Raw genomic sequence first — 21,651 nt, 5'->3', positions numbered from 1 at the left:
TGAGACGCGCGAAGCACGCCTGCGGGTCCGACACCTGCGTTAGAAACTGTTGCCGATCTGTTCGATGCGCATCCGGCCGTGGTCGAGCAGGCGGCGATGCGCCGCGATCCGCCGCCGCCCGGTGCGGGTGCCGACCGCGTCGGCGATGGCGAGCCACGCCATCGCCTCGCCGACGCGGCTCGCCGGTTCGCGGGCGATGCGCGGCAGCTCCGTCTCGTACGGCGCGAAATAGGCGGCCTCGCCCTGCCACGCGATCAGATGCGCGCGCGCCGCATCCAGGCTCCAGCGGTCAAGATGGATGCCGAGGTCGGCGAGCGCGCGAGCGACGCGGAAGATCAGCCAGTGGAGGTGGCCGAGCTGCACCCACGGATCGGGAAAGGCACCCTCCGCCGCCGCCAGCGCCTCGGCATGGATGCCCCAGCCTTCGACGAAGCTTGCCGCATAGTCGATCCGGAGCGGGTGCGGCGCGGCGATCCCCTCCAGCCCCAGTTGGATCATGTGGCCGGGCAGCAGCTCGTGCGCGACGACGCTGGGCAGCGTCCACGACGGGCGGCGGCGGAGTTGCTTGAGGTCGACGATATAGGCGCCTTGCTGCGTCCGCGTGGGCACGATGCGATAGCCGTTGCGGCCGGCGGCGATCTCGGCGGGCGACAGGCTGCGTACGGCGACATCGGTGCACCAGGCGGGGACCGGGCCGACCGCTGCGGGCACGCGCATGCGGGCGGCGGCGAGGCTGCGGGCCATGTCGGCGACGGCGGCGGCGGGATCGGCGTAGAGGAACCGTTCGTCCTGCCACAAGGCGGTGAAGCGGGCGCCGATCGTCCCTTCCGCCATGCCGAGCGTCGCGAACAGGCGTGCGGCGCGGGCGTGCAGGGCGGCGAGTTCACGGGTCAGCCGCCGCTGCGCCGCACGGGGATCGACCCGCCCGAGCGGCCGCGCGAGCAGCAGCGCGTAATGGCCGGGGGTGATCGGCCCCGCATCGGGCAGCGGCCGGTAGCCGGCCTTGCGCGGGCCGGCCTGCGGCAGGGCGGCGAGTTGCGCATCGACCGCGAAGCCGGCCCGCGTGGTCAGCAGGTCGAGCCGGCGCGCCGTCGGCAATGCCCGGTCGTCGAACCCGCGCAGGCTCGCCAGCGCCTGTACTGGCGGCAGCGTGGCGGCTCCGTCGAGCGCTGCGCTGAGTTTCTCCGCGTCTTGCGCCACGGCGGACGACGGCCAGGCGAGGAACGCCCCCAGCCCGGCGACCACCGATCGCCGATCGAACGCGGTCACCGCCCCGGCGCCACGGCGTTGTTGAGCCGCGTCACCTCCGCCGCGTCACCGTCCAGCGCGATCCGCGCGGTAAGCGTCTTCGCATCCACCCCCGCCGGAGCCGTCAGCCGCACCGCCACCGTGCGCGGCTTGAGGTCCGTCGGCGCGGCGATCGGCGGGATCGCCGCCTGCGCCACGGTGCGCCCGTCGGCCGTCACCAGCGTCGCCACGCCCGCACCGGACGGCACCGAGCCTAGCCCGTGCACGGTCAGCGTCACCCGCCGCCCCGCCACCGCCACGTCGTCGCGGCCGATGCCGATATCGGGGCGCTGCTCGACCGGCGTCGTCGCGCGCAGCAGCTTCGCCTCGATCACCGTCGTCGCATGCGGCGCGAAAGTCACCTGCGTCCCCGCGCTGCGCTCCAGCGGCACCGTCACCGGCGGCTGGCCGTCGACGGTGACGCTCCATGCGCCAGCGGTGACGTTCCACGTCGACATGGTCGCGCGCTGCGCCACGTCGCTGGTGTTGTAGGCGATCACCTTGAACGCATCGCGCGTCGGGTTCGGCACCAGGATCGCGACCTGCTCCGCGGCACCATCCCGATCGAAGCGCCAGCTCACCGTATTGCCCGGCCACGTCTGGTTCCGGTTGAGCGCGATACCGCCCAGCCGTTCGCGCTGCAGGATCTCGTTGGGCTGGCCGACGCGGTCGGACCACCAATGCCCCTCGGTATACATGTACTGGTGCTGCGCCTTGTCGACCCAAGCGTCGGCATGGAGCGCCGCGAGCGGTGCGGTGTCGCCGTTCGCCGTCCAGGCGGTGTAGCGCGCAAAGGGATCGTTGCTCGCCGCCTTGGCGATCCGTGCGCGCAACGCCGCGCCGCCCGGCATCAGGTCGAAGGCATTTTCGTTGAACTCGGCGATGCCATTGCCCGATTTGCCCAGCCGGGCCTGGATCGGCCGCAGATACTTCTCGTCGCCGGTGAAGCGCCACGAGGCCCAGGCCGCCTGCAACGGCGTGGATACGCCGCCCCCGTCGCCGACCCGCGTCGCGTCCGTGTCCCAGTTGATCTCGTTAGGGTAGCTCCACGTGCCGTCCGGGCCTTGCGTGCCGTGCGCCATCCAGCCGTCGATCACGCCGGTGACGAGGCCGCGCGCCGCGGGACTCGCGTTGTAGAGGCCGAGCAGGATCGGCCCGTGCAGGACGGTGAAGCTGTACGGCTTTTGCCAGGCGAAGGCGCCCTGGCGGTACATCTTGCGCCCGCCATACCAGTTGGTGGCGAAATGCAGGTGCCCAGCCGGGTTCTTCAGGATCACGCCCTGCAGTGCCCGCGTCGTCTCCATGATCCGTTCGAGCGCCTTGGGTTCGCCCCAGTTGAGGTAGAGCCGCTCGGCGTCCGAGTTGAGCCCTTCTTCATAAGCGTGGAGTTCGTCGGTGGTGATATAGCCGAGGCCGTTCACCCGCATGCCGTTCCGGAACACCGCGTCGGACAGCGCGACCAGCGAGGCGTTCACCTTGTCCGGCGCGACGCCCATCAGCGCCAGGCCCGGCCATTGCTGGGTAAGGTCGGTATCGTCGGAGATGCCGCCGCCGAAGTCGCCATAGGGCACCTGGCGATGGTCGATCCACCACAGCACGAAGTCGCGCGTGATCTTGAGGTCGTCGAGCTGCCGCGCCGCCCAGTCCGGCACGCCCGCAGGGATCGCCGGCAACGCGACCTTCGGCAGATTCTCGGGCCGGTAATTGATGTCCGCCCAATAGGCGCGGCCCTGTTCGTGATCGGGATCGACGCGCAGCAGGTCGGAGATGTCGGCGAAGACGCGGCGGTACAGCGCCTCGCGCTTGGAGGCGGTATGTTCCTCGACCAGGAAGCCCCAATTGTCGCGCACCTGGTTGAAGCGGTCGGCGACATGCTCCGCCACCGCCTCGCTCCGCGGTTTGAAGACCAGGCGGATCTTCGCCCCGTCCAGGCTCTGCGCGTCGAAATCCGGCGCGGCGGATGCGATGGTCAGGAACAGTCCGTCGTTCGGCAGGATGCGGTCGCGCAGGTCCAGCCACAGGGTGCGTGCCTGGTTGGGGCGCACCGACATCGACAGGTCGATCATCGCGCGCGCCGGCCAGATCGGATCGGCGACGCGAATGTTGAGCGCGATCAGCCCGCGCGCATCGGGCTTTGCGTTCAGCGCCGGGATGTCGATGGCGATGCCGTCGAGCCCGTCGTGCACGTTCTGCCAGCCGTAATCCCAGGCGCGCGCCAGCGGCTTGTCGGGATAGGCGTCGCCGAAACTCGCCGGGATCAGGACATGGACGATCGGCTTGCCCGGCGCGCGCTGCATGGCGCCGCCGGCGGCGCCCGCGGCGCCGGCACCGACCGCCACCTTCATCCCCGACGACGGCATCGCCAATACCGTCGCGCGCTCGTCGGCGGGGTAGCGGCCGGCGATATAGGCGTTGAGCGGGTCCAGGCTGGCGAGCCGCGGCGAGGCTTTGGCATCGACGGTGTAGGCGAGCTTGAAGCTGCCCGCAGGCTCCGCCTCGCCCGCCACGTCATAGGCCCAGATCTCCTGGATCGGCTGCTCCTGCATCGTGTTGACGAAGCTCAGCGTGCCGCCCGTCCGCCCGGCCAGCGCATCGACGCTGCGCACGACGCCCTTGGACCGGCCGGCGACCTTGCGGTCGTTCCACAGCAGGTCGCCATAGGCCGCGCCACGGATCTCGACGCGGTTGAAGCGCTGGCCGGCGGGCACGGTCAGGTCGTAGCGCTTGCCGCCCTCGACATAGACGTTCCAGTCGGGAAGCTCGAAATAATCGTCGCGGCCGGGCAGCTTCGACCGGTTGTAGACGCCGGGCCAGGTTGTTTCGGCGATGCCGTCGACACCCTTGTACATCCATTCCTTGAGGTCCCTGGCATCGGCGAATTCGATGCGGCGGACGCGCGTTACCGGATCGCCGAGCACCGGCGGCGCACCCGTGTTCCAGCCATAGCGGTGCAGCCAGGCGGTGCGTTCGGCGACGGCATCGCGCGGCGCGGTGGCGGCCGGCTCCTGCTTGGCGGCGAGCGCGGCGACGTCGGCGGCGGCCAGCATGTGATCGTAGACGCGGATCTCGTCTAAATCGCTGCCGCGCATGAAGTTGTAGCGGCTCTGCACCTGATGCGGCGAGATGACGCGGCCGGCCATGCCGAATTGGTCGAGGCCGGAATCGAGGTCGGCTTTCTGTGCGAGTTTCGCGACTTCCTTGCCGTCGACGAACAGGCGCACGCCCTGCGTTTCATCCCAGGCGAAGGCGATGTGGCTCCACTGGTCCGCGCTCGGCGGCGTCGGCATCCGCCACGAGACGCGCAGGCGGGACAGGTTCGCATCGGTGACAAAGGCGTCGAAGCCGTGGCCGTTCCAGTCGATGCGCAGGAACGCCATGTCCCAGCTGGTGTGGTCGGCAAAGCCGGCGCGGAAGATGACGAAGGGCGCGTCGGTAACCGGCTCGCGCGCGCGCCAGAAGAAGGCGAGCGTGCCGGCTTGCGCGATCATGTTGCCCGGCGCCTTCCACGCCACATAGCCCTCGTCTGCCCAGCGTGCCGCGCCGCCGATCGCGCCATCGGGCGTGACCGTCACCGCGCTGCGGAAATTGGGGATAGGGTCGCCGCCGGCGCGATCGGCGGTCAGGTCCTTGTCGGCGGAGACGCGGAAGAGGAGGCCGTCCTGCGCCATGGCGGGCGTCGCGAGCAGCGCGGTGGCGAGCGCGAGGGTGGAAATGAGCTTCAAGAAACCTCTCCGGGTGTCACCCTCACCCAGCGCCGCATTCGGCGTCTATCCCTCTCCCGACGGGAGAGGGAGGGAGGCGCGGAACGCGCCGGAAGGGTGAGGGTGATTTAACGGTTTAGGCGGCATCCACCCGCGCGAGGCGCGGGCTGAGCAGGTGGATGACGATCACCGCGATCAGATAGGTCGAACCGGCGACCGCGAAGATCGGTGTGTAGCTGTGCGTCGTGTCGAGGATGTAGCCGGTGAACTTCGACATCAGCATGCCGCCGATCGCGCCGACCGTTCCGCCGATACCGATCACCGAGCCCACGGCGGCCCGCGGGAACATGTCCGACGGCAGGGTGTAGAGGTTGGCCGAGAACGCCTGGTGCGCGGCGGTGGCGAGACCGACGATGGCGACCGCGATCCACACGTTGCTGGCATATTGGGCGAAGAAGATCGGCATCACCAGGATCGCGCAGACCAGCATGGTCAGCTTGCGTGCGGCATTGGCGGTCAGGCCGCGCTTCATCAGCCGCGACGACGACCAGCCGCCCGCCACCGAACCGATGTCGGAGATGAGATAGATCGCGACCAGCGGCGGGCCGAAGCTCTTGAGGTCGAGGTTGTAGGTCTTGCCGAGGAAGTCGGGCGTCCAGAACAGGAACAGCCACCAGATCGGATCGATCAGGAACTTGCCGAGCGCGAACGCCCAGGTCTCGCGATAGCGGATCAGCTTGCCCCAGGCGATCGGCTGCACGGGATCGGCGGGGTCGCTTTCGATATAGGCAAGCTCGTCGGCGCTGACCTTGGTGCTCTCGCGCGGGCGGCGGTACAGCGCGATCCAGGCGACCAGCCAGCCGAGGCTGGCGATGCCGGTGATGACGAACGCCATGCGCCAGCCGAGGCCCAGGTCGATGACGATCCACGGCACGACCAAAGGCGTGACGATCGCGCCGATATTGGCGCCGGCGTTGAAGACACCGGTGGCGAGCGCGCGCTCCTTGGCGGGGAACCATTCGGTTACCGCCTTGATGCCGGCGGGGAAGTTGCCGCTTTCGCCGATGCCGAGCAAGGCGCGGGCAAGGCTGAACTGGAATGCCGAATTGACGAAGCCGCACAGGATATGGCCGGCGGTCCAGATCACGAAGGCGATCGAATAGCCGATGCGCGCGCCCAGCACGTCGACGATCTTGCCGAAGCTCAGATAGCCGATCGCATAGGCTGCCTGGAACCAGAAGATGACGTCGGCATAGGTCGTTTCCGACCAGCCGAGTTCGGCGGAGATGGTCGGCTTCAGCACGCCGATCATCTGCCGGTCGACATAGTTGATCGCGGTCGCTGCGAACAGCAATCCGCAGATCACCCAGCGATACCGCCCCACGGTGGAGGCGGCGGCGGCGATCTGCGCTTCCTGCCGCGCCCGGTCGCTGCCCCGCTCGTCTCTCGTCGCCATCCTTGTCTCCGTTTGCGAGGGGCTTCTTAGCGAGCCTTGATCGTGCAGCCGATCGTGTAGCGGCCGTCGAAAGTTGCGGTAACGGTATCACCGACCGCCACCGGGTGCACGCCCGTCACCGCGCCGGTCGATATCCACTGGCCGGGGTGCAGTGCGATGCCGCGTGCCGCCATATGTTCGAACAGGAAGCGGGCGGCACCGATCGGGCCGTCCAGCATCGTCGCGGCGGTGGCCGCGCCGATCCGCGTGCCGTTGATGTCGAGCGTGATCGGCCAGGCGTTGAGGTCGGTCGAGCGCCAGTCGGGAATGTTCTCGCCGACGATCAACCCATAGTTGTTGCCGAAATCGGAGATGGTGACCGTCGGCCCGTGCGTGTTGATACCGGGGAAGGGCGAACTCGCGATCTCGATGCCGATATGGACGGCGTCGATCAGTTCGCGCGTCTCGTCCATCGTATAGTGCGTTTTGGCGGGATCGGGCGCGGTGCCGATGCGCACGAGGAACTCCGCCTCCGCCGCGCCGAAGCCGTCGGCGAAGATCGGCATCGCGAGCGTGCCGTCGGTCGCGTCGAACACCGTTTCGGCGAAGATCGGGCCGCTCAGCCGGTCGATGCCGTCGACCGGCGGGTTGATCCGTCCGACCTTCCACCCCGCCACCGCGCCGCTGGCGAGATCGAGCGCGGCATCCTGCACGCGATAGGCGGTGGCGAGGTCGGGCGGGATGGTGCCCGGATAGTCGGGCAGCGCACGGCCGTCGCGGCGTGCCTCGACGAAGGCGCGGGCGGTATCCTGGACGGAAGCGGAATCGGTCTGTGGCATCATGTCGGGCTGAACGCCCCCCTCTCGCTGATCTTCTGTTCTGGCCGGAAGGCTATTGGAAACCGGTGTCATTGACAAGCGTCCGCTTGGCCCCAGCCATCGAAACACACATTCTGGCCTAGCCGAAGAGCGCGCTCCAGCGCGCCTCATGCGCCGCCACCGCCGCGCGTTCGATCGCGGCGAGCAGGGGTGCATCGCCCGCGACCTGCGGCGGCAGGCCGAGGCCGGCTTCGACCAGGCGGCGGACGACGGCGACCGGGTCGGCATCGCTTGCCGCAGCCGCCAGCCGGTCGGCGGCGGGATCGGCGATGGCGATGCCGGCGCGGGTGCGCGCGATCAGGAAGGCGACCCAGCCGCCCAGCGCGGCGGCGACATGCGCGGGCAGGCGCCCGGCGGCGCGATTGGCCGACAGCGTGTCACCGAGGCGGTAGGGGAGCTTCTGCGAACCGTCGATCGCGATCTGGTCGAGCCGGTGGACGATCGCCGGATTGCGGAACCGGTCCAGCACCGCGGCGCGATAGGCATCGAGGTCGAGCCCCGCGACCTGCGGCAGCATGGGGATGATGTCGTCGCGGATCATCGCATCGACGAAGCGGGCGAGATCGGCATCCGCCATCGCCTCGGCGACGCTGGCATGGCCGCGCAGCAGGCCGAGATAGGCGAGCGTCGAATGCGCGCCGTTGAGGATGCGCAGCTTCGCCTTCTCGTAGCCGGCGACGTCGCTGGTGACGGTGGCGCCCGCCGCGGCGAGATCGGGGCCGAGCGGCATGCCGATGTCCTGGATAACCCATTGCGTGAAGCGTTCGCGCTGCACGGCGGCGCGGTCCTCGACGCCCAGCGCGTCGGCGACGGCGGTGTAGAGCGCTTCGTCGGAGGCGGGCGTGATCGAATCGACCATGGTCGAGGGGACGCGCACCTCGCCCGCGATCCAGTCGGCGAGGGCCCCGTCCTGCGCGCGGGCGAAGGCGACCAATGCGGCGTGCAGCTTGGCGCCGTTGCTCGCCAGATTGTCGCACGGCATCGGCACGAACGGCTTGGCGCCCACGGCGCGTCGCGCGGCGAGGCCGGCGACGATCCAGCCGACCACGCTTGCCGGCACCGCCGCGCCGGCGAGGTCGCGGACGATATCGGGATGGGTCATGTCGAGCGTGCCGTCGCCGCCGAGGCAATAGCCCTTTTCGGTCACCGTCGTGGTGACGAGGCCAACGGCGGGATCCGCGAGCAGCGCATGCGTCTCGGCCGCCGCATCGGGGGCCAGGAAGCGGCGGTGCGCGCCGATCACGCGCATGTCCGATTCGGCATCGCGGATCGCCAGCGTGTAGAGGCCGTCCTGCCGTTCCAGCGCCTCGACGGTGCCGCGGCTGCGCATCGAGACGGCGGCGATGCCCCAGCGCGGATCGTGCTCCAGCACGGTGTCGACATAGGCCGCCTGATGCGCGCGGTGGAAGGCGCCGGGACCGAAATGGACGATGCCGACGCCCGGGGTGGCACGGCCGCGCGGGGCGGCGATGGCGGTCGGCAGCTGGCCCAGTGTCGCGTGGCTCAGTCGGTTCATAACGTCACACCCCGTTTCCAGATCGCGATCTCGCGTTCGTCGTTGGTTTCGGCCGCAGTCGGCGCGCCCGATGCAATGGCACAGATCCGTGCCAGCAGCATCGCTTCCGCCTCGGCGAAACCCTGGTCGAGCACCGCGCCCGCATCGAAATCGATCCAGCCGGGCTTGCGCGCGGCGAGATCGGAATTGGAGGCGATCTTCACCGTCGGCACCGGAAAGCCCAGCGGCGTGCCGCGGCCGGTGGTGAACAGGATCGCGGTCGCCCCCGCCGCAGCGAGCGCGGTGGACGAGACGGCGTCGTTGCCCGGCGCCTCCAGCAGCGTCAGGCCGTCGTGACGGATACGCGCGCCATAGCCGATCACGTCGGTGACGATGCCGCGCCCCGCCTTCTGCACCGCGCCGAGCGACTTTTCCTCCAGCGTGGTGATGCCGCCGGCGACGTTGCCGGGGGAGGGGTTTTCGCTGATCGGCTCGCCGTGATCGATGAAATACTGGCGGAAGCCGTTGATGACGCCGACCATCGATCCGAACACGCCCTCATCGACCGCCCGATCCATCAGCATCTGTTCGGCGCCGAACATCTCCGGCACCTCGGTGAAGACGACGCGGCCGCCCGCCTCGACCACCCGGTCGCTGATCCGGCCGACCAGCGGGTTGGCGGTCAATCCCGACAGGCCGTCGGACCCGCCGCATTTAACGCCGAGCACCAGCCGGTCGATGCCCACCGTCTGTCGCGGGCACGCCGCCTGTGCCGCCAGCTCGGCGACGAGCGCGCAGCCTTCCTCCACCTCGTCGGTGCTGAACTGCGCGGTGAGATAGCGGATCGCGCCGTGCCGTTCGGGCGGGATGGCCGCGAGCAGCTCCTTGACCTGGTTCTCCTCGCAGCCGAGCCCGACCAGCAGCACGCCGCCGGCATTGGGGTGGCAGGCGAGGCTGGCGAGGATCGCACGCACGCCGTCCAGGTCGTGGCCGAGCTGCGAACAGCCGTGCGGATGGGTGAAGGCGTGGACCCCGTCGACCTGCCCGGCGAGCGCGGCACCCGCCTGTTTGGCGATCCGTTCGGCGGTGCGCGCGACGCAGCCGACGGTCGGCAGGATCCAGATTTCGTTGCGGGTGCCGACCCGCCCGTCGGCGCGAACATAGCCTTCGAACGTCGCGGCCGATCGCGGCTCCGGCGCGGGCGGCGCGACGGGGGCGTAGCGGTAGCTTTCGGTCCCCGACAGGCCGGTCGCGAGGTTCTCGCTATGGACGTGCTCGCCCGGCCGGATGCTGCGGCGGGCGCGACCGATCGGAAAGCCGAACTTGACCACCGGCTGATCGGCTTCGACGGCGGTCAACGCGACCTTGTGGCCGCGCGGCACGTCGGCGGTCAGCACGACGTCGCCGACGCGGTCGCCGGCGTGGCCGTCTTCGAGCAGCGTCGCTACGCTGTCGCCCGGAGCGATCGTAAGCGCCTTGATCATGGATCCTCTCTCGTTCCGCAATTTGGGAACCGGTGTCAATTTCATGGCGGATAAGCGCGGCGAGCGCAAGCCGGCCGGGCTGGCGCGGCCGACCCACCGCCGCTATCGTCGCCGTCATGCGCAAATCCGGCCAGCCGACGATCAACGACGTGGCCCGGATCGCGGGCGTGTCCAAGAAGACGGTCAGCCGCGTCATCAACCGTTCGCCGCTGCTCAACGACGAGACGCGCAAACGCGTCGAGGACGTGATCGGCGAGCTCGGCTACACCCCCAATCCGCAGGCACGGGCGCTGGCGCTCCGGCGTAATTTCCTGATCGGCCTCGTCCACGACAATCCGAATGCGCAGACGGTGATGAACGTCCAGCAGGGCATGCTGGAGGCGCTGCACGACACCGAATTCGAAATGGTGGTGCGCCCGCTCGACCGCGGTTCGGCGACGATGCTGGAGGATCTGCGCCACTTCCTCGAACGCCAGCGGCTGTTCGGCGTACTGCTGATGCCGCCGATCAGCGAGAACGACACGGTGGCGCGGTTGTGCGTCGATATCGGCTGCCGTTACGTCCGCATGGGTTCGGCGGCGCTCGACGGGCCGGACCATATGGTCGCCTCCAACGACCGCGAGGCGGTGCGCGCCGCGACCGATTACCTGATCGCGCAGGGCCACCGCCGCATCGGTTTCGTCGGCGGCCCGCACGGCTTCCGGTCGGCGCGCGAACGCCGCGCCGGGTTCGAGGAGGCGCTGGGCGCGGCGGGCATCGCCATGCCGCGCAGCATGATCGCCGACGGAAACTATACGTTCGAATCGGGGCTGGTCGCCGCCGAGCGGCTGCTCGACGTAATCCCGCGGCCGACCGCGATCTTTTCCAGCAACGACGAGATGGCGGCGGGCGTGATCCACGCCGCCCGCCAGCGTGGACTCGACATCCCGCGCGACCTGTCGATCATCGGCTTCGACGACACGCCGATCGCCGCCCACGTCTGGCCGCCGCTGACGACGGTCCGCTGGCCGATCGCCTCCATGGCGCGCTCGGCGGCCCTCAAGCTGATCGCCGGCGAACAGGAAGGCGAGGGCGACGTCGAGGAGCCGTCGCTGTTCCTGTCGACCTTGATCCGCCGTGGCTCGGTCGCATCGCCGGGCAGTTGACCCATTCTTCCCCGGCACGGGGAGGGAGACCGTTCGGCGCAGCCGAATGGCGGAGGGGACTCTCCACCCAGGAGGTCGCTTGTGGATGCCCCCCTTCGTCGGCGCTACGCGCCGCCACCTCCCCGTGCCGGGGAGGAATGGGAGAGGTTGCACCCGAACCTGACACCGGTTACCAGCACGCAACCCGCAGAGCGACGGAGAGGAACAGGCGATGACGCGCCCGCTGGAATTGCACCCCGATCGGCTGTTTCCCGCCGACCCGACAACCCGTGCCATCGCGCGGACGCTCTATGCCGAAATCGCCGACCTGCCGATCGTCAGCCCGCACGGCCACACCGATCCGACCTGGTTTGCGGACAATCACAACTGGACCGATGCGACCACGCTGCTGCTCGCGCCGGACCATTATCTCTACCGCATGCTCTATAGCCAGGGTGTCGACCTGGACGCGCTGGCGATCCCGCGGCGGGACGGGGTGCCGGCGACCGACCGGCGTGCCGCGTGGCGCCTGTTCGCCGATCATTACCATCTGTTTCGCGGCACGCCCTCGCGCATGTGGCTCGACCATGTGTTCGCCGAGGTGTTCGGCCTGACGCAGGCCTTCGAGCCCGCCACCGCCGACCTCTACTTCGACACGATCGGGGACAAGCTCGCCACCGAGGCCTTCCGTCCGCGTGCGCTGTTCGACCGGTTCCGCATCGATTTCCTCGCCACCACCGAAGGGGCGCAGGACAGCCTCGACGCGCACCACCGCATCCGGGAGAGCGGCTGGAACGGCCGTGTCGTCACCACCTATCGTCCCGATGGCGTCATCGACGTCGAGCACGAACAGTTCGCGGGCGCGATGCGACGCTTCGCCGAACTGACCGACGAGGACGTCTACAGCTGGCGGGGTTATCTCGCCGCGCATCGCAAGCGCCGTGCCGACTTCCGCGCCGCCGGTGCCACCGCAACCGATCACGGCCATCCGACCGCCGCGACCGCCAACCTGTCGACGGCCGAGTGCGAGGCGCTGTTCGCGCGCATCACCGGCAACGACTGGACCGCCGCCGATGCCGAACTTTTCCGCGCGCAGATGCTGACCGAGATGGCGGCGATGAGCGCCGAGGACGGCATGGTCATGCAGATCCACCCCGGATCGGTGCGCAACCACAATGCCGGCCTGTTCGCCAGCCATGGCCGGGACAAGGGCGCCGACATCCCCGGCCGCACCGACTACGTCCATGCGCTGAAGCCGCTGCTCGACCGGTTCGGCACCGCGCGCGACCTGTCGATCATCCTCTTCACGCTCGACGAGAGCGTCTACGCCCGCGAACTCGCGCCGCTCGCCGGCCATTATCCCTGCCTGAAGCTGGGGCCGAGCTGGTGGTTCCACGACAGCCCTGAAGGTATGCGCCGCTTCCGCGAGATGACGACGGAAACCGCCGGCTTCTACAACACCGTCGGCTTCAACGACGACACCCGCGCCTTCCTCTCGATCCCCGCCCGGCACGACGTGGCGCGGCGGATCGACTGCGGCTTCCTCGCCCGCCTTGTCGCCGAGCATCGGCTGGAGGATTGGGAGGCGGCCGACCTCGCGCACGAACTCACCAGCGGCCTCGTCCGCCGCGCCTATCGCATCGATGCACAGGGTGATAAGAGCTTGGGAAGCTCTTCCACTATGTGCAACGGCATTGCCGCTTAAGGAGTCCCCATGTTCGATCGCACCTATTACGCCACCCATCCCGATATGATGGAGTGCGTCTCCAACGACGAACTACGTGACCGCTACCTGATCCAGAACCTGTTCCGCGCCGGTGAGTGCGTGCTGAACTACACGCATGCGGACCGCTTCGTGATCGGTGGCGTCCACGTGGAGAGCGGCAGCGTTGCGCTGCCCGCGCAGGAAGAGCCGGCGTCGGCGAAGGGCCATCCCTTCCTGGAACGCCGCGAGCTCGCGATCGTCAACGTGTCCGCCGTCGAAGGCACCGTCACCGTCGACGGCGAGACCTTCACGCTCGGCAACAAGGACTGCCTGTACGTCACGATGGGCGCCAAGGACGTCCAGTTCTCCGGCGACGGCGCGCGCTTCTATCTGGCGTCCTGCCCGGCGCATAAGGCGTTCGAGACCCGCAAGCTCGGCATCGCCGACGCCAATGCGCTGGAGCGCGGCAGCCTGGAGGAATCGAACGAGCGGACGATCTACCAGCTCGTCATCCCCGGCGTGTGCGACAGCGCGCAGCTGGTGATGGGCCTCACCGTGCTGAAGCCGGGCAGCGTGTGGAACACCATGCCGCCGCACATCCACGAGCGCCGCAGCGAAATCTATTTCTACTTCGAACTGGACGATCTCGAGAAGGATCGCGTGTTCCACTATATGGGTGAGGGTGAAGCGACCCGCCATATCGTCATGGCGAACGAGGAAGCGGTGATCAGCCCGCCCTGGTCGATCCACATGGGTTCGGGAACCAAGTCCTACGCCTTCATCTGGGCGATGGCGGGCGAGAACCAGGACTATACCGACATGAACGTCCTCGACATCTGCCAGTTGGCGTGAGCGGGATGGCCAATCCCTTCGATCTGACGGGCAAGGTCGCGGTCGTCACCGGCGCCAACACCGGCATCGGCCAGGCGATCGCGGTGGCGCTCGCCGCGGCGGGTGCCGACGTCGCCTGCGTCGGGCGTACGCCTGCCGAAGAGACGGTGCGGCAGATCCGGGACCTCGGCCGTCGTGCCGAGATCGTCTCTGCCGACCTGTCGAGCATCGAGCCGGTGGCACGCGTCGTCGACGAAACGGTGACCAAGCTCGGCGGGCTCGACATCCTCGTCAACAATGCCGGCATCATCCGCCGTGCCGACGCGGTGGATTTCACCGAGGAGGATTGGGACGCGGTCGTCGACACCAATCTCAAGTCGGTGTTCTTCCTCTGCCAGGCGGCGGGCCGGCACATGATCGCACGCCATGAGAAAGAGGGCGGCGGCGGCAAGATCATCAACATCGCTTCGATGCTGACCTTCCAGGGCGGTATCCGGGTGCCGAGCTATACCGCGTCCAAGAGCGGCATCGGCGGCCTGACCAAGCTGCTCGCCAACGAATGGGCGGGCAAGGGCGTCAACGTCAACGCGATCGCGCCGGGCTATATCGCCACCAACAACACCGCGGCACTGCAGGCCGACGAGGTGCGCAACAAGAGCATCCTCGATCGCATCCCCGCCGGCAAATGGGGCGATCCGCAGGACCTCGGCGGTGCGGCGGTGTTCCTCGCCAGCCGCGCGGCGGATTACGTGCAGGGGCATATCCTTGCCGTGGACGGCGGTTGGCTGGCACGGTGAAGTAATGATCCTCCCCGGTACGGGGAGGGGGACCAGCCGTCAGGCTGGTGGAGGGGCAGCCAAGCAGGATCATCGCCTGTGGCTGCCCCTCCACCCCGCCGCTGCGCGGCGCGGTCCCCCTCCCCGTACCGGGGAGGAATGATGGGAGAGAGACGTGGCCAAGTTCCTGGCATTCGGCGAGATCATGCTGCGGCTGTCGCCGCCGGGGCGCGAGCTGCTGCTCCAGACGCCGCGCTTCGACGTGTGGGTGGCGGGCGCGGAAGCCAATGTCGCCACCGCGCTCGCCAGGCTCGGTCATGACGTCGGCTTCGCCAGCATGGTGCCGGACAACGACCTCGGCCGATCGGCGATCGGCACCTTGCGCAGCCATGGCGTCGACACCCGCGGCATCCGCTTCGGCGGCCACCGCATGGGCCTGTATTTCGTCACCTCGGGCGCCGGCATGCGCGCCACCGAAGTGATCTACGACCGCGCGCATTCGAGCTTCGCCGAGGCGCCGGCCGATGGGTGGGACTGGGATGCCCTGTTCGACGGCGTCGACGGTTTCCATCTCTCCGGCATCACCCCGGCCCTCGGTGCGGTGCCGGCACAAAGTGCCATCGCCGCCGTCCGCGCCGCCGCGGAGCGCGGCATTCCGATCTCGTTCGACGGCAACTACCGCGCCAAATTGTGGGAACGCTGGGACGCCGATCCGCGCGCGCTGCTCACCCAGCTGGTCGAACATGCCGAGCTGATGTTCGGCAACCATCGCGATATCGCGCTGCTGCTCGACCGCGACTTCTCCGCGCATGACGGCGAGGACCGGCGCCGTGATGCGGCCGAGGCGGCGTTCGCCGCCTTCCCCAAGCTCAAGACGATCGCGTCCACCGCGCGCCACGTCGAGAACGTCGACCTGCACCGCGTCTCGGCACGGATCGATACGCGCGACGGCCATGCCCAGACCGAGGAGGTGGTGCTCGCCGGCATCGTCGACCGGATCGGCGGCGGCGATGCCTTTGCCAGCGGCGTGCTGCACGCGCTGCGCAACGGTGGCGATATCGGCGCGGCGGCGGCGACCGGCCTGGCGCTCACCGCGCTGAAGCATTCGCTGCCGGGCGATGCCTCGCTGTTCCGCCAGGCCGATATCGACGCTTATCTGGCAGGTGGCCTGGATGTCCGCCGCTGACGGGGTGAGCCGCCGCGCGGCGATCGGCGCCGGCGCGGCGATGGTGCTGACCGCTGGCGCGCGCGCCCAGGCGCCGGCGGCGGTACGCGCACCGGCGGGCGACTTCGTCGGTACGCGCGATGGCGAGGTCCACGCCTTTCGCGGCATCCGCTATGCGCGCGCCGAGCGCTTCCGGGCGCCCGTACCGGTGTCGCAGCCGGGACGGACCGTCCGCGCCGAGGCGTTCGGCCCGGTCTGCCCGCAAAAGGGGCCATACGGTCCGCAGGACGAGGATTGCCTGTTCCTCAACGTCTGGACCGCCGATCCGCGTAGCGATGCGAAGAAGCCGGTGATGGTCTACATCCACGGCGGGGCCTATTCGAACGGCAGCGTCACCGATCCGCTGAACGACAGCCGGCATCTCGCCGCGCGGGGCGATGCGGTGGTGGTGACGGTGAACCACCGGCTCAACGCCTTCGGCTATCTCTATCTCGCCCGGCTCGACCCGCGCTTTCCCGACAGCGGCAATGCCGGGCAGCTCGACCTGATCTGCGCACTGCAATGGGTGCGCGACAATATCGCCGCCTTCGGTGGCGATCCTCGCCGCGTCTTGGTGTTCGGCCAATCGGGCGGCGGCGCCAAGATCGCGACGATGATGGGCATGCCCGCCGCCAAGGGCCTGTTCCACCGCGCCGCGACGATGAGCGGGCAGCAGGTGACCGCATCGGGGCCGCTCAACGCCACCGCGCGGGCCAAGGCGTTCCTCGCCAAGCTGGGGCAGGGCGACGTCTCGACGCTGCCGACCGCACAGCTGGTCGAGGCGCTGGAGGCGGTCGATCCGATCCTCGGCGGCGGCGTCTATTTCGGACCGGTGCTCGACATGCGCTGGCTGACCCGCCACCCGTTCTGGCCGGATGCGAACCCGCAAGGGCTCGCCATCCCGATGATGCTGGGCAACGTGCACGACGAGACGCGGGCCTTCATCGGCGCCGATTCGCCCCGGCTGCGCGGGCTGAGCTGGGACAATTTGCCCGAGCGGATGGCACCCGAACTCAGGATCGACATCCTGCCCGAATGGGTGGTCGCGCAATATCGCGCGCAATTTCCGACGTGGAGCCCGCTCGACGTCTTCTATGGCGCGACGACCGCGGGCCGCAGCTGGCGCGGGCAGGTGATCGAGGCGGAGGAGCGCGCCCGCGCCGGCGCCCCCGCCTTCGTCTATCAGGTCGATTACGCCTCGCGCACCGATCCGCGGCGCGGCGCCTTCCACACCATGGATATCCCCCTGGTGTTCGGCACGCTCGACGCCAAGGGATCGGAGACGGGGACCGGCGCCGATGCGCGTGCCGCCAGCAAGGCGATGCAGGACAGCTTCGTCGCCTTCGCGCGCAGCGGCGACCCCAATCACCCCGGATCGCCCCGCTGGCCGCGCTACACGCTGGATGACCGGGCGACGATGATCTTCGATGCAAGGAGCCGGGTGGAGAACGATCCGCGTCGCTGGCAGCGCGAACTGTTCGCGCGCGTGCCGTACATCCAGCCGGGGACCTGAACCGCTCGCCGCCGCTTGCCCGCCGCGGAACGATGTGCCGCGCCGCGCGCTCCTAGCGACCGAGAGGTCGCATGAAAATTACGTTCGAAGAACAAGGCTATGCGGCAGTCGCCGCCCGTCCCCGCGCCGCTATGGTCTGCGGCGAGACCGATCCGCTGACCGTGGTGGCGCTCTGCCCGCCGGCGTTCCTCAGCGCGGTGCCATGCTGTTCGGTGACGCGCGAGCACCTGCGCGAGGGCTTCGCCACCTCGACCGACCAGGCGATGGCGCAGCACAGCGCCTTGCACGAGACGCTGGCGGCGCGGGGCGTCGCCTGCCACATCCTGCCCGCCGAGCCCGACCTTGCCGATCTCTGCTTCACCCGTGACGTGGCGGTGACGACGCCATGGGGCCTCGTCGCGCTCAATCCCGCGCTGCCGCACCGCGCCCGGGAATCGGCGCATCTCGCCCGCGTCGCCGGACGGTGGACGACCGGCGCGATCGCGCGGGTGGCGGAGGGCACGATCGAAGGCGGCGACGTCTGCATCGCGCGGCCCGGCCTGCTGATCCTCGGCATCTCCGGCGAGCGCACCGACGAGGCCGGCGCCAATGCCTTCGCCGCCCGCTTCGAGGCGGAGGGATGGGAGGTGCTGCGCTATCGCTACGACCCGCACTTCCTCCATCTCGACACGCTGTTCTGCATGCTGGACGCCAGCCATGCGCTCGCCTGTACGGAGGTGCTGGACGACGCCTTTCTGGCCGCGGTGGCGGCGCGCGGCATCTCGGTGCTGCCCGTCACCTACAAGGAGGCGCGGCGGCTCGGCTGCAACATCCTGTCGCTCGATGGCCGCACCATCCTCGCCGGAGCGGCGACGCCGCGGGTATCGGCGATGATGCGGGATGCGGGGTTCGAGGTGGTCGAACTCGCCATCGACCAGTTCACCGCCTGCGGCGGCGGCATCCACTGCCTGACGATGCCGCTGGCCCGACGCAGCGGGTCGTGACCGGACGAAAAATGGTGCTGCCGGTGAGGATTGAACTCACGACCTCAGCCTTACCAAGGATGCGCTCTACCACTGAGCTACGGCAGCACTCGCGTCCAACGCGGGAAGCGCGCCTAGAGACGACCAGGGGCGGATTGTCAAGCGTTGGGTGAGAGGTTTAGGCAGATTCGATGAGCGACAAGGACAAACGGGCCGCGCGGCTGGCGGCGGAATTGCGGGCCAACCTGCGCCGGCGCAAGGCACAGGCGCGCGCCGGCGCGGCCGCGGCGGACACGCCGGCCGAGGGGAATCAGTCGAGCGGCGCGCATTTGGATACCAGCCAGGCGTGATCCTCGCCGGCCAGGATCGGGCCGATCGTGGCGAGCACCTCCGCATGATAGGCGTCGGTCCAGGCGCGTTCGGCGGGGGTGAGCAGGCCGGGATCGATCAGGCTGCGTTCGATGGGCGCGAAGGTGAGCGTCTCGAACCCCAGCATCTGTCGGTCGGGGTCGCCACCCGGCACCGTGACGGGGACGGTCAGCAGCAGGTTCTCGATGCGGATGCCGTATTCGCCGGCCTTGTAATAGCCCGGCTCGTTGGAGAGCATCATGCCCGCGCGCAGCGGCTCCAGGCTGGCGCCGCCGGGATAATTGGGCGAGGCGATGCGCTGCGGCCCTTCGTGGACCGACAGATAGCTGCCGATGCCGTGACCGGTGCCGTGCGCGTAGTCGAGCCCGGCCTCCCATAAAGGGCGGCGGGCGAAGGCGTCGATCTGCGCGCCGCAGGTGCCGTCGGGGACGATCGCGGTGGCGATGGCGATATGCCCCTTCAGCACGCGGGTGAAGCGATCGCGCATCTCCGCGGTCGGCGCGCCGATCGGCACCACGCGCGTCACGTCGGTGGTGCCGTCGGCATATTGGCCACCCGAATCGATCAGGAACAGGTCGCCCGGCACGAGCGGCGCGTTCGATTCTTCAGTGACGTGGTAATGCGGGCTGGCGCCGTGCGCGCCGGTGGCAGAGATGGTGTCGAACGAGGTGTCGAGCAGGCAGCCGGTCTGCTGGCGGAATTCCAGCAGCCTGGCGGCGGCGGAGAGTTCGGTCTGGCCGCCGTGCACCGCCTCCGTCTCCACCCAGCGCAGGAAGCGCGACAGCGCGGCACCGTCGCGCAGGCTGGCGGCACGGTGGCCGGCGACCTCGACGGGGTTCTTGAGCGCCTTGGCCAGCACCGCCGGGTCGCGCAGCGGCAGCACCGTCGCACCGCCCGCGGCGAGCGCGTCGAAGATCGCGGCGACGGCGCGCTCGGGGTCGGCGGCGATGCGCCGGCCGGCATGGGTGCGCAGGGCGCCGTCGAAGGCATCACGGTCGTGGAGGCGGACGGCGTTGCCGAGATGCTGGCGCACCGCGTCGTCGACCTTGTCGGGCGCGACGAACAGGTCGGTGGTGCCGTCGCTGCCGACGATCGCATAGGATAGCGCCACCGGGGTATGCGCGACGTCGCTGCCGCGGACGTTAAGCACCCAGGCGATCGAATCGAGCGCGGTGAGCACCACCGCATCCGCCCGGTTCGCCGCCAGCCAGTCGGCGATATCGGCGCGCTTGGCGGCGGAGGAACGCCCCGCCTGCGCATCGGGATGCGGGGTGAGGCGGGCGGGCGAGGGCGCGGGGCGATCGGTCCAGACCGCATCGATCGGATTGGCGGCGACCGGCACCAGCGTCGCATCCCGCGCGGCGAGGGCGGCAGCGGTGTCCGCCACCCAGGCGCTCGTGTGCAGCCAGGGATCATAGCCGATCCGGCCGCCCTGCGGGGCATGGGTGGCGAGCCAGCCGGCGACGCTGTCCTGCGGCACGGCGACATAGGACCAGTCGTCCGCCGACACCTGTTCGCGCACCTGCAAGGTGTAGCGGCCGTCGGTGAAGATCGCAGCGGCGTCGCCCAGCACCACCGCGGTGCCGGCCGAGCCGCCGAAGCCGGTCAGCCAGCCGAGCCGCTGCGCATAGCCGCCGACATATTCGCTCATATGCTCGTCGGTCAGCGGCACGACGAAGCCGTCGAGCCCGGCGCGGGCGAGTTCGGCGCGGAGCGCGGCGAGGCGGGCATGATGGGTCATCGGAAGGGTCCGTCAAAAGTCACAAAAGTCACACGCAGGCATGTGTTCTGCACTCATAGCGCCGGGCCGGCGCCAAGCCGAGTGGGGTCATGGCATGACCGGCACGTGTAGGACAGTTTCCCTTCGCGGCGATCCGTCAGTGCCTGCGCGGAACGAGGTGGAGGGCGCCCGCGATGACGCCGCCGACGACGAGCCCGACGATGCCCGATCCCACGGCACCGACGATCCAGGCGACGACGCCCGGCAGCACGCCCACGGCCTGCGCCGAGGCCTCCGCGGTGTGGTGGATGGCGTGGGGGAGCGCCGCCACGCCGAACGCCTCCAGGCCGTGGACGATGATGCCGCCGCCGACCCAGACCATCGCCGCGGTGCCGATCAGCGACAGTGCGGAAAGCACCCGCGGCATCGCCGCGACCAGGCCGCGGCCGAACGCCTGCGCGCCCGATCCGGGGCGGCGGGCGAGATGCAGGCCGATATCGTCCATCTTCACGATCAGCGCGACGATGCCGTAGACGCCGGCGGTGATCGCGACGCCGACGAGGGCGAGCGCGATCGCCTGGTTGACCAGGCTTTGATCGGCGAGTTCGCCGAGCGCGATCGCCATGATCTCGCCCGACAGGATCAGGTCGGTACGGATCGCGCCCGACACCTGCCGCTCCTCCAGCTCCGCGGCATCGGCCACCGCGGCGGCCGCCTCGCCATGGCCATGGCCGGTGAGCGCGCCGATGATCTTTTCCGCCGCCTCGAAGCAGAGGAAGGCGCCGCCCGCCATCAGGATGGGCGTGATCGCCCAGGGCGCGAGCGCGCTCAGCACCAGCGCGGCGGGCAGCAGGAACAGGAGCTTGTTGCGCAGGGAGCCGCGCGCGATCTTCCAGATGATCGGCAGTTCGCGCGCCGGGCTGAGGCCGACGACATAGGTCGGGGTGACCGCAGTATCGTCGATCACGACGCCGGCCGCCTTGGCCCCGGCGCGCCCGGCGGCGCCGGCGACGTCGTCCAGGCTGGCGGCGGCGAGTTTCGCCATCGCCGCGATATCGTCGAGCAGGGCGACCAGTCCGCCGGCCATGCATGTTCCCCTTTGTTATGCGCAATATGCATGGCGGGGGCGGGGCGCGGGTTCAACCGGCGAGATGTTGCTGGCGTGTT

16 protein-coding genes and 1 tRNA gene are annotated in these 21,651 nt (G+C 69.5%); 8 read left to right on the top strand and 9 right to left on the bottom strand.

The window, feature by feature from the left end; translation table 11 throughout:
* Nucleotides 1–39: 39 nt before the first annotated feature.
* The 6 genes from AC4GY7_RS13155 to AC4GY7_RS13130 all read right to left on the bottom strand — a co-directional run bounded on the left by AC4GY7_RS13155 (nucleotide 40) and on the right by AC4GY7_RS13130 (nucleotide 10,280).
* On the bottom strand, nucleotides 40–1,269 hold the full coding sequence (locus AC4GY7_RS13155; RefSeq protein WP_491114894.1) for a DUF885 family protein: 1,230 nt from the start codon (nucleotides 1,267–1,269) through the stop codon (nucleotides 40–42).
* Nucleotides 1,266–4,955 (bottom strand): LamG-like jellyroll fold domain-containing protein, encoded by a 3,690-nt coding sequence (locus AC4GY7_RS13150; protein WP_491115358.1) that lies wholly within the window; start codon nucleotides 4,953–4,955, stop codon nucleotides 1,266–1,268. The genes AC4GY7_RS13155 and AC4GY7_RS13150 overlap by 4 nt, the downstream gene beginning before the upstream one ends.
* A 169-nt stretch (nucleotides 4,956–5,124) precedes the next feature.
* A complete protein-coding gene (locus AC4GY7_RS13145) occupies nucleotides 5,125–6,444 on the bottom strand; it encodes an MFS transporter (protein WP_491114892.1) in 1,320 nt (439 codons plus the stop codon).
* A 26-nt stretch (nucleotides 6,445–6,470) separates the two neighbouring features.
* Nucleotides 6,471–7,265, bottom strand: a complete 795-nt coding sequence (locus tag AC4GY7_RS13140) for a 2-keto-4-pentenoate hydratase (RefSeq protein ID WP_491114889.1) — start codon at nucleotides 7,263–7,265, stop codon at nucleotides 6,471–6,473.
* Between the two features lie 115 nt (nucleotides 7,266–7,380).
* A complete protein-coding gene (locus tag AC4GY7_RS13135; protein ID WP_491114886.1) occupies nucleotides 7,381–8,817 on the bottom strand; it encodes a mannitol dehydrogenase family protein in 1,437 nt (478 codons plus the stop codon).
* Nucleotides 8,814–10,280, bottom strand: coding sequence for a UxaA family hydrolase (locus AC4GY7_RS13130; protein WP_491114884.1), 1,467 nt, complete (start codon nucleotides 10,278–10,280; stop codon nucleotides 8,814–8,816). The genes AC4GY7_RS13135 and AC4GY7_RS13130 overlap by 4 nt, the downstream gene beginning before the upstream one ends.
* A 116-nt stretch (nucleotides 10,281–10,396) precedes the next feature.
* On the opposite strand from AC4GY7_RS13130, the gene AC4GY7_RS13125 reads away from it, so the two are divergent.
* The 7 genes from AC4GY7_RS13125 (at nucleotide 10,397) to AC4GY7_RS13095 (ending at nucleotide 18,416) form a co-directional block, all read left to right on the top strand.
* Entirely contained in the window at nucleotides 10,397–11,425 is a 1,029-nt protein-coding gene (locus AC4GY7_RS13125) for a LacI family DNA-binding transcriptional regulator (protein WP_443584327.1), read from the top strand.
* Nucleotides 11,426–11,636: 211 nt separating this feature from the next.
* Nucleotides 11,637–13,109, top strand: coding sequence for a glucuronate isomerase (gene uxaC / locus AC4GY7_RS13120; RefSeq protein WP_491114880.1), 1,473 nt, complete (start codon nucleotides 11,637–11,639; stop codon nucleotides 13,107–13,109).
* 9 nt (nucleotides 13,110–13,118) lie between these two features.
* Entirely contained in the window at nucleotides 13,119–13,961 is an 843-nt protein-coding gene (kduI, locus tag AC4GY7_RS13115; protein ID WP_491114877.1) for a 5-dehydro-4-deoxy-D-glucuronate isomerase, read from the top strand.
* A 5-nt stretch (nucleotides 13,962–13,966) separates the two neighbouring features.
* The gene (gene kduD / locus AC4GY7_RS13110) at nucleotides 13,967–14,737 is read left to right on the top strand and encodes a 2-dehydro-3-deoxy-D-gluconate 5-dehydrogenase KduD (RefSeq protein ID WP_491114874.1); all 771 of its coding nucleotides are present in this window, start codon (nucleotides 13,967–13,969) and stop codon (nucleotides 14,735–14,737) included.
* A gap of 154 nt (nucleotides 14,738–14,891) precedes the next feature.
* The gene (locus AC4GY7_RS13105; RefSeq protein WP_491114871.1) at nucleotides 14,892–15,902 is read left to right on the top strand and encodes a PfkB family carbohydrate kinase; all 1,011 of its coding nucleotides are present in this window, start codon (nucleotides 14,892–14,894) and stop codon (nucleotides 15,900–15,902) included.
* The gene (locus tag AC4GY7_RS13100; protein ID WP_491114868.1) at nucleotides 15,889–17,433 is read left to right on the top strand and encodes a carboxylesterase/lipase family protein; all 1,545 of its coding nucleotides are present in this window, start codon (nucleotides 15,889–15,891) and stop codon (nucleotides 17,431–17,433) included. The genes AC4GY7_RS13105 and AC4GY7_RS13100 overlap by 14 nt, the downstream gene beginning before the upstream one ends.
* 71 nt (nucleotides 17,434–17,504) lie before the next feature.
* Nucleotides 17,505–18,416, top strand: coding sequence for a dimethylarginine dimethylaminohydrolase family protein (locus AC4GY7_RS13095; protein WP_491114865.1), 912 nt, complete (start codon nucleotides 17,505–17,507; stop codon nucleotides 18,414–18,416).
* 12 nt (nucleotides 18,417–18,428) lie between these two features.
* Here AC4GY7_RS13095 and AC4GY7_RS13090 read toward each other — a convergent pair.
* Nucleotides 18,429–18,503 (bottom strand) — tRNA-Thr (locus AC4GY7_RS13090).
* 83 nt (nucleotides 18,504–18,586) lie between these two features.
* On the opposite strand from AC4GY7_RS13090, the gene AC4GY7_RS13085 reads away from it, so the two are divergent.
* Nucleotides 18,587–18,745, top strand: coding sequence for a hypothetical protein (locus tag AC4GY7_RS13085; protein WP_491114862.1), 159 nt, complete (start codon nucleotides 18,587–18,589; stop codon nucleotides 18,743–18,745).
* Here AC4GY7_RS13085 and AC4GY7_RS13080 read toward each other — a convergent pair.
* Complete coding sequence (locus AC4GY7_RS13080) at nucleotides 18,706–20,505, bottom strand: aminopeptidase P family protein (protein WP_491114859.1); 1,800 nt, start codon at nucleotides 20,503–20,505, stop codon at nucleotides 18,706–18,708. The two genes, AC4GY7_RS13085 and AC4GY7_RS13080, sit on opposite strands and share 40 nt — an antisense overlap.
* 136 nt (nucleotides 20,506–20,641) lie before the next feature.
* Nucleotides 20,642–21,571, bottom strand: coding sequence for a DUF808 domain-containing protein (locus tag AC4GY7_RS13075; protein ID WP_491114855.1), 930 nt, complete (start codon nucleotides 21,569–21,571; stop codon nucleotides 20,642–20,644).
* Nucleotides 21,572–21,651 lie beyond the last annotated feature (80 nt).

Source organism: Sphingomonas sp. SP5 (assembly GCF_058313455.1).
The sequence above is the reverse complement of the archived record's forward strand: the minus strand, read 5'-3'. Positions and strand labels throughout refer to the sequence as shown.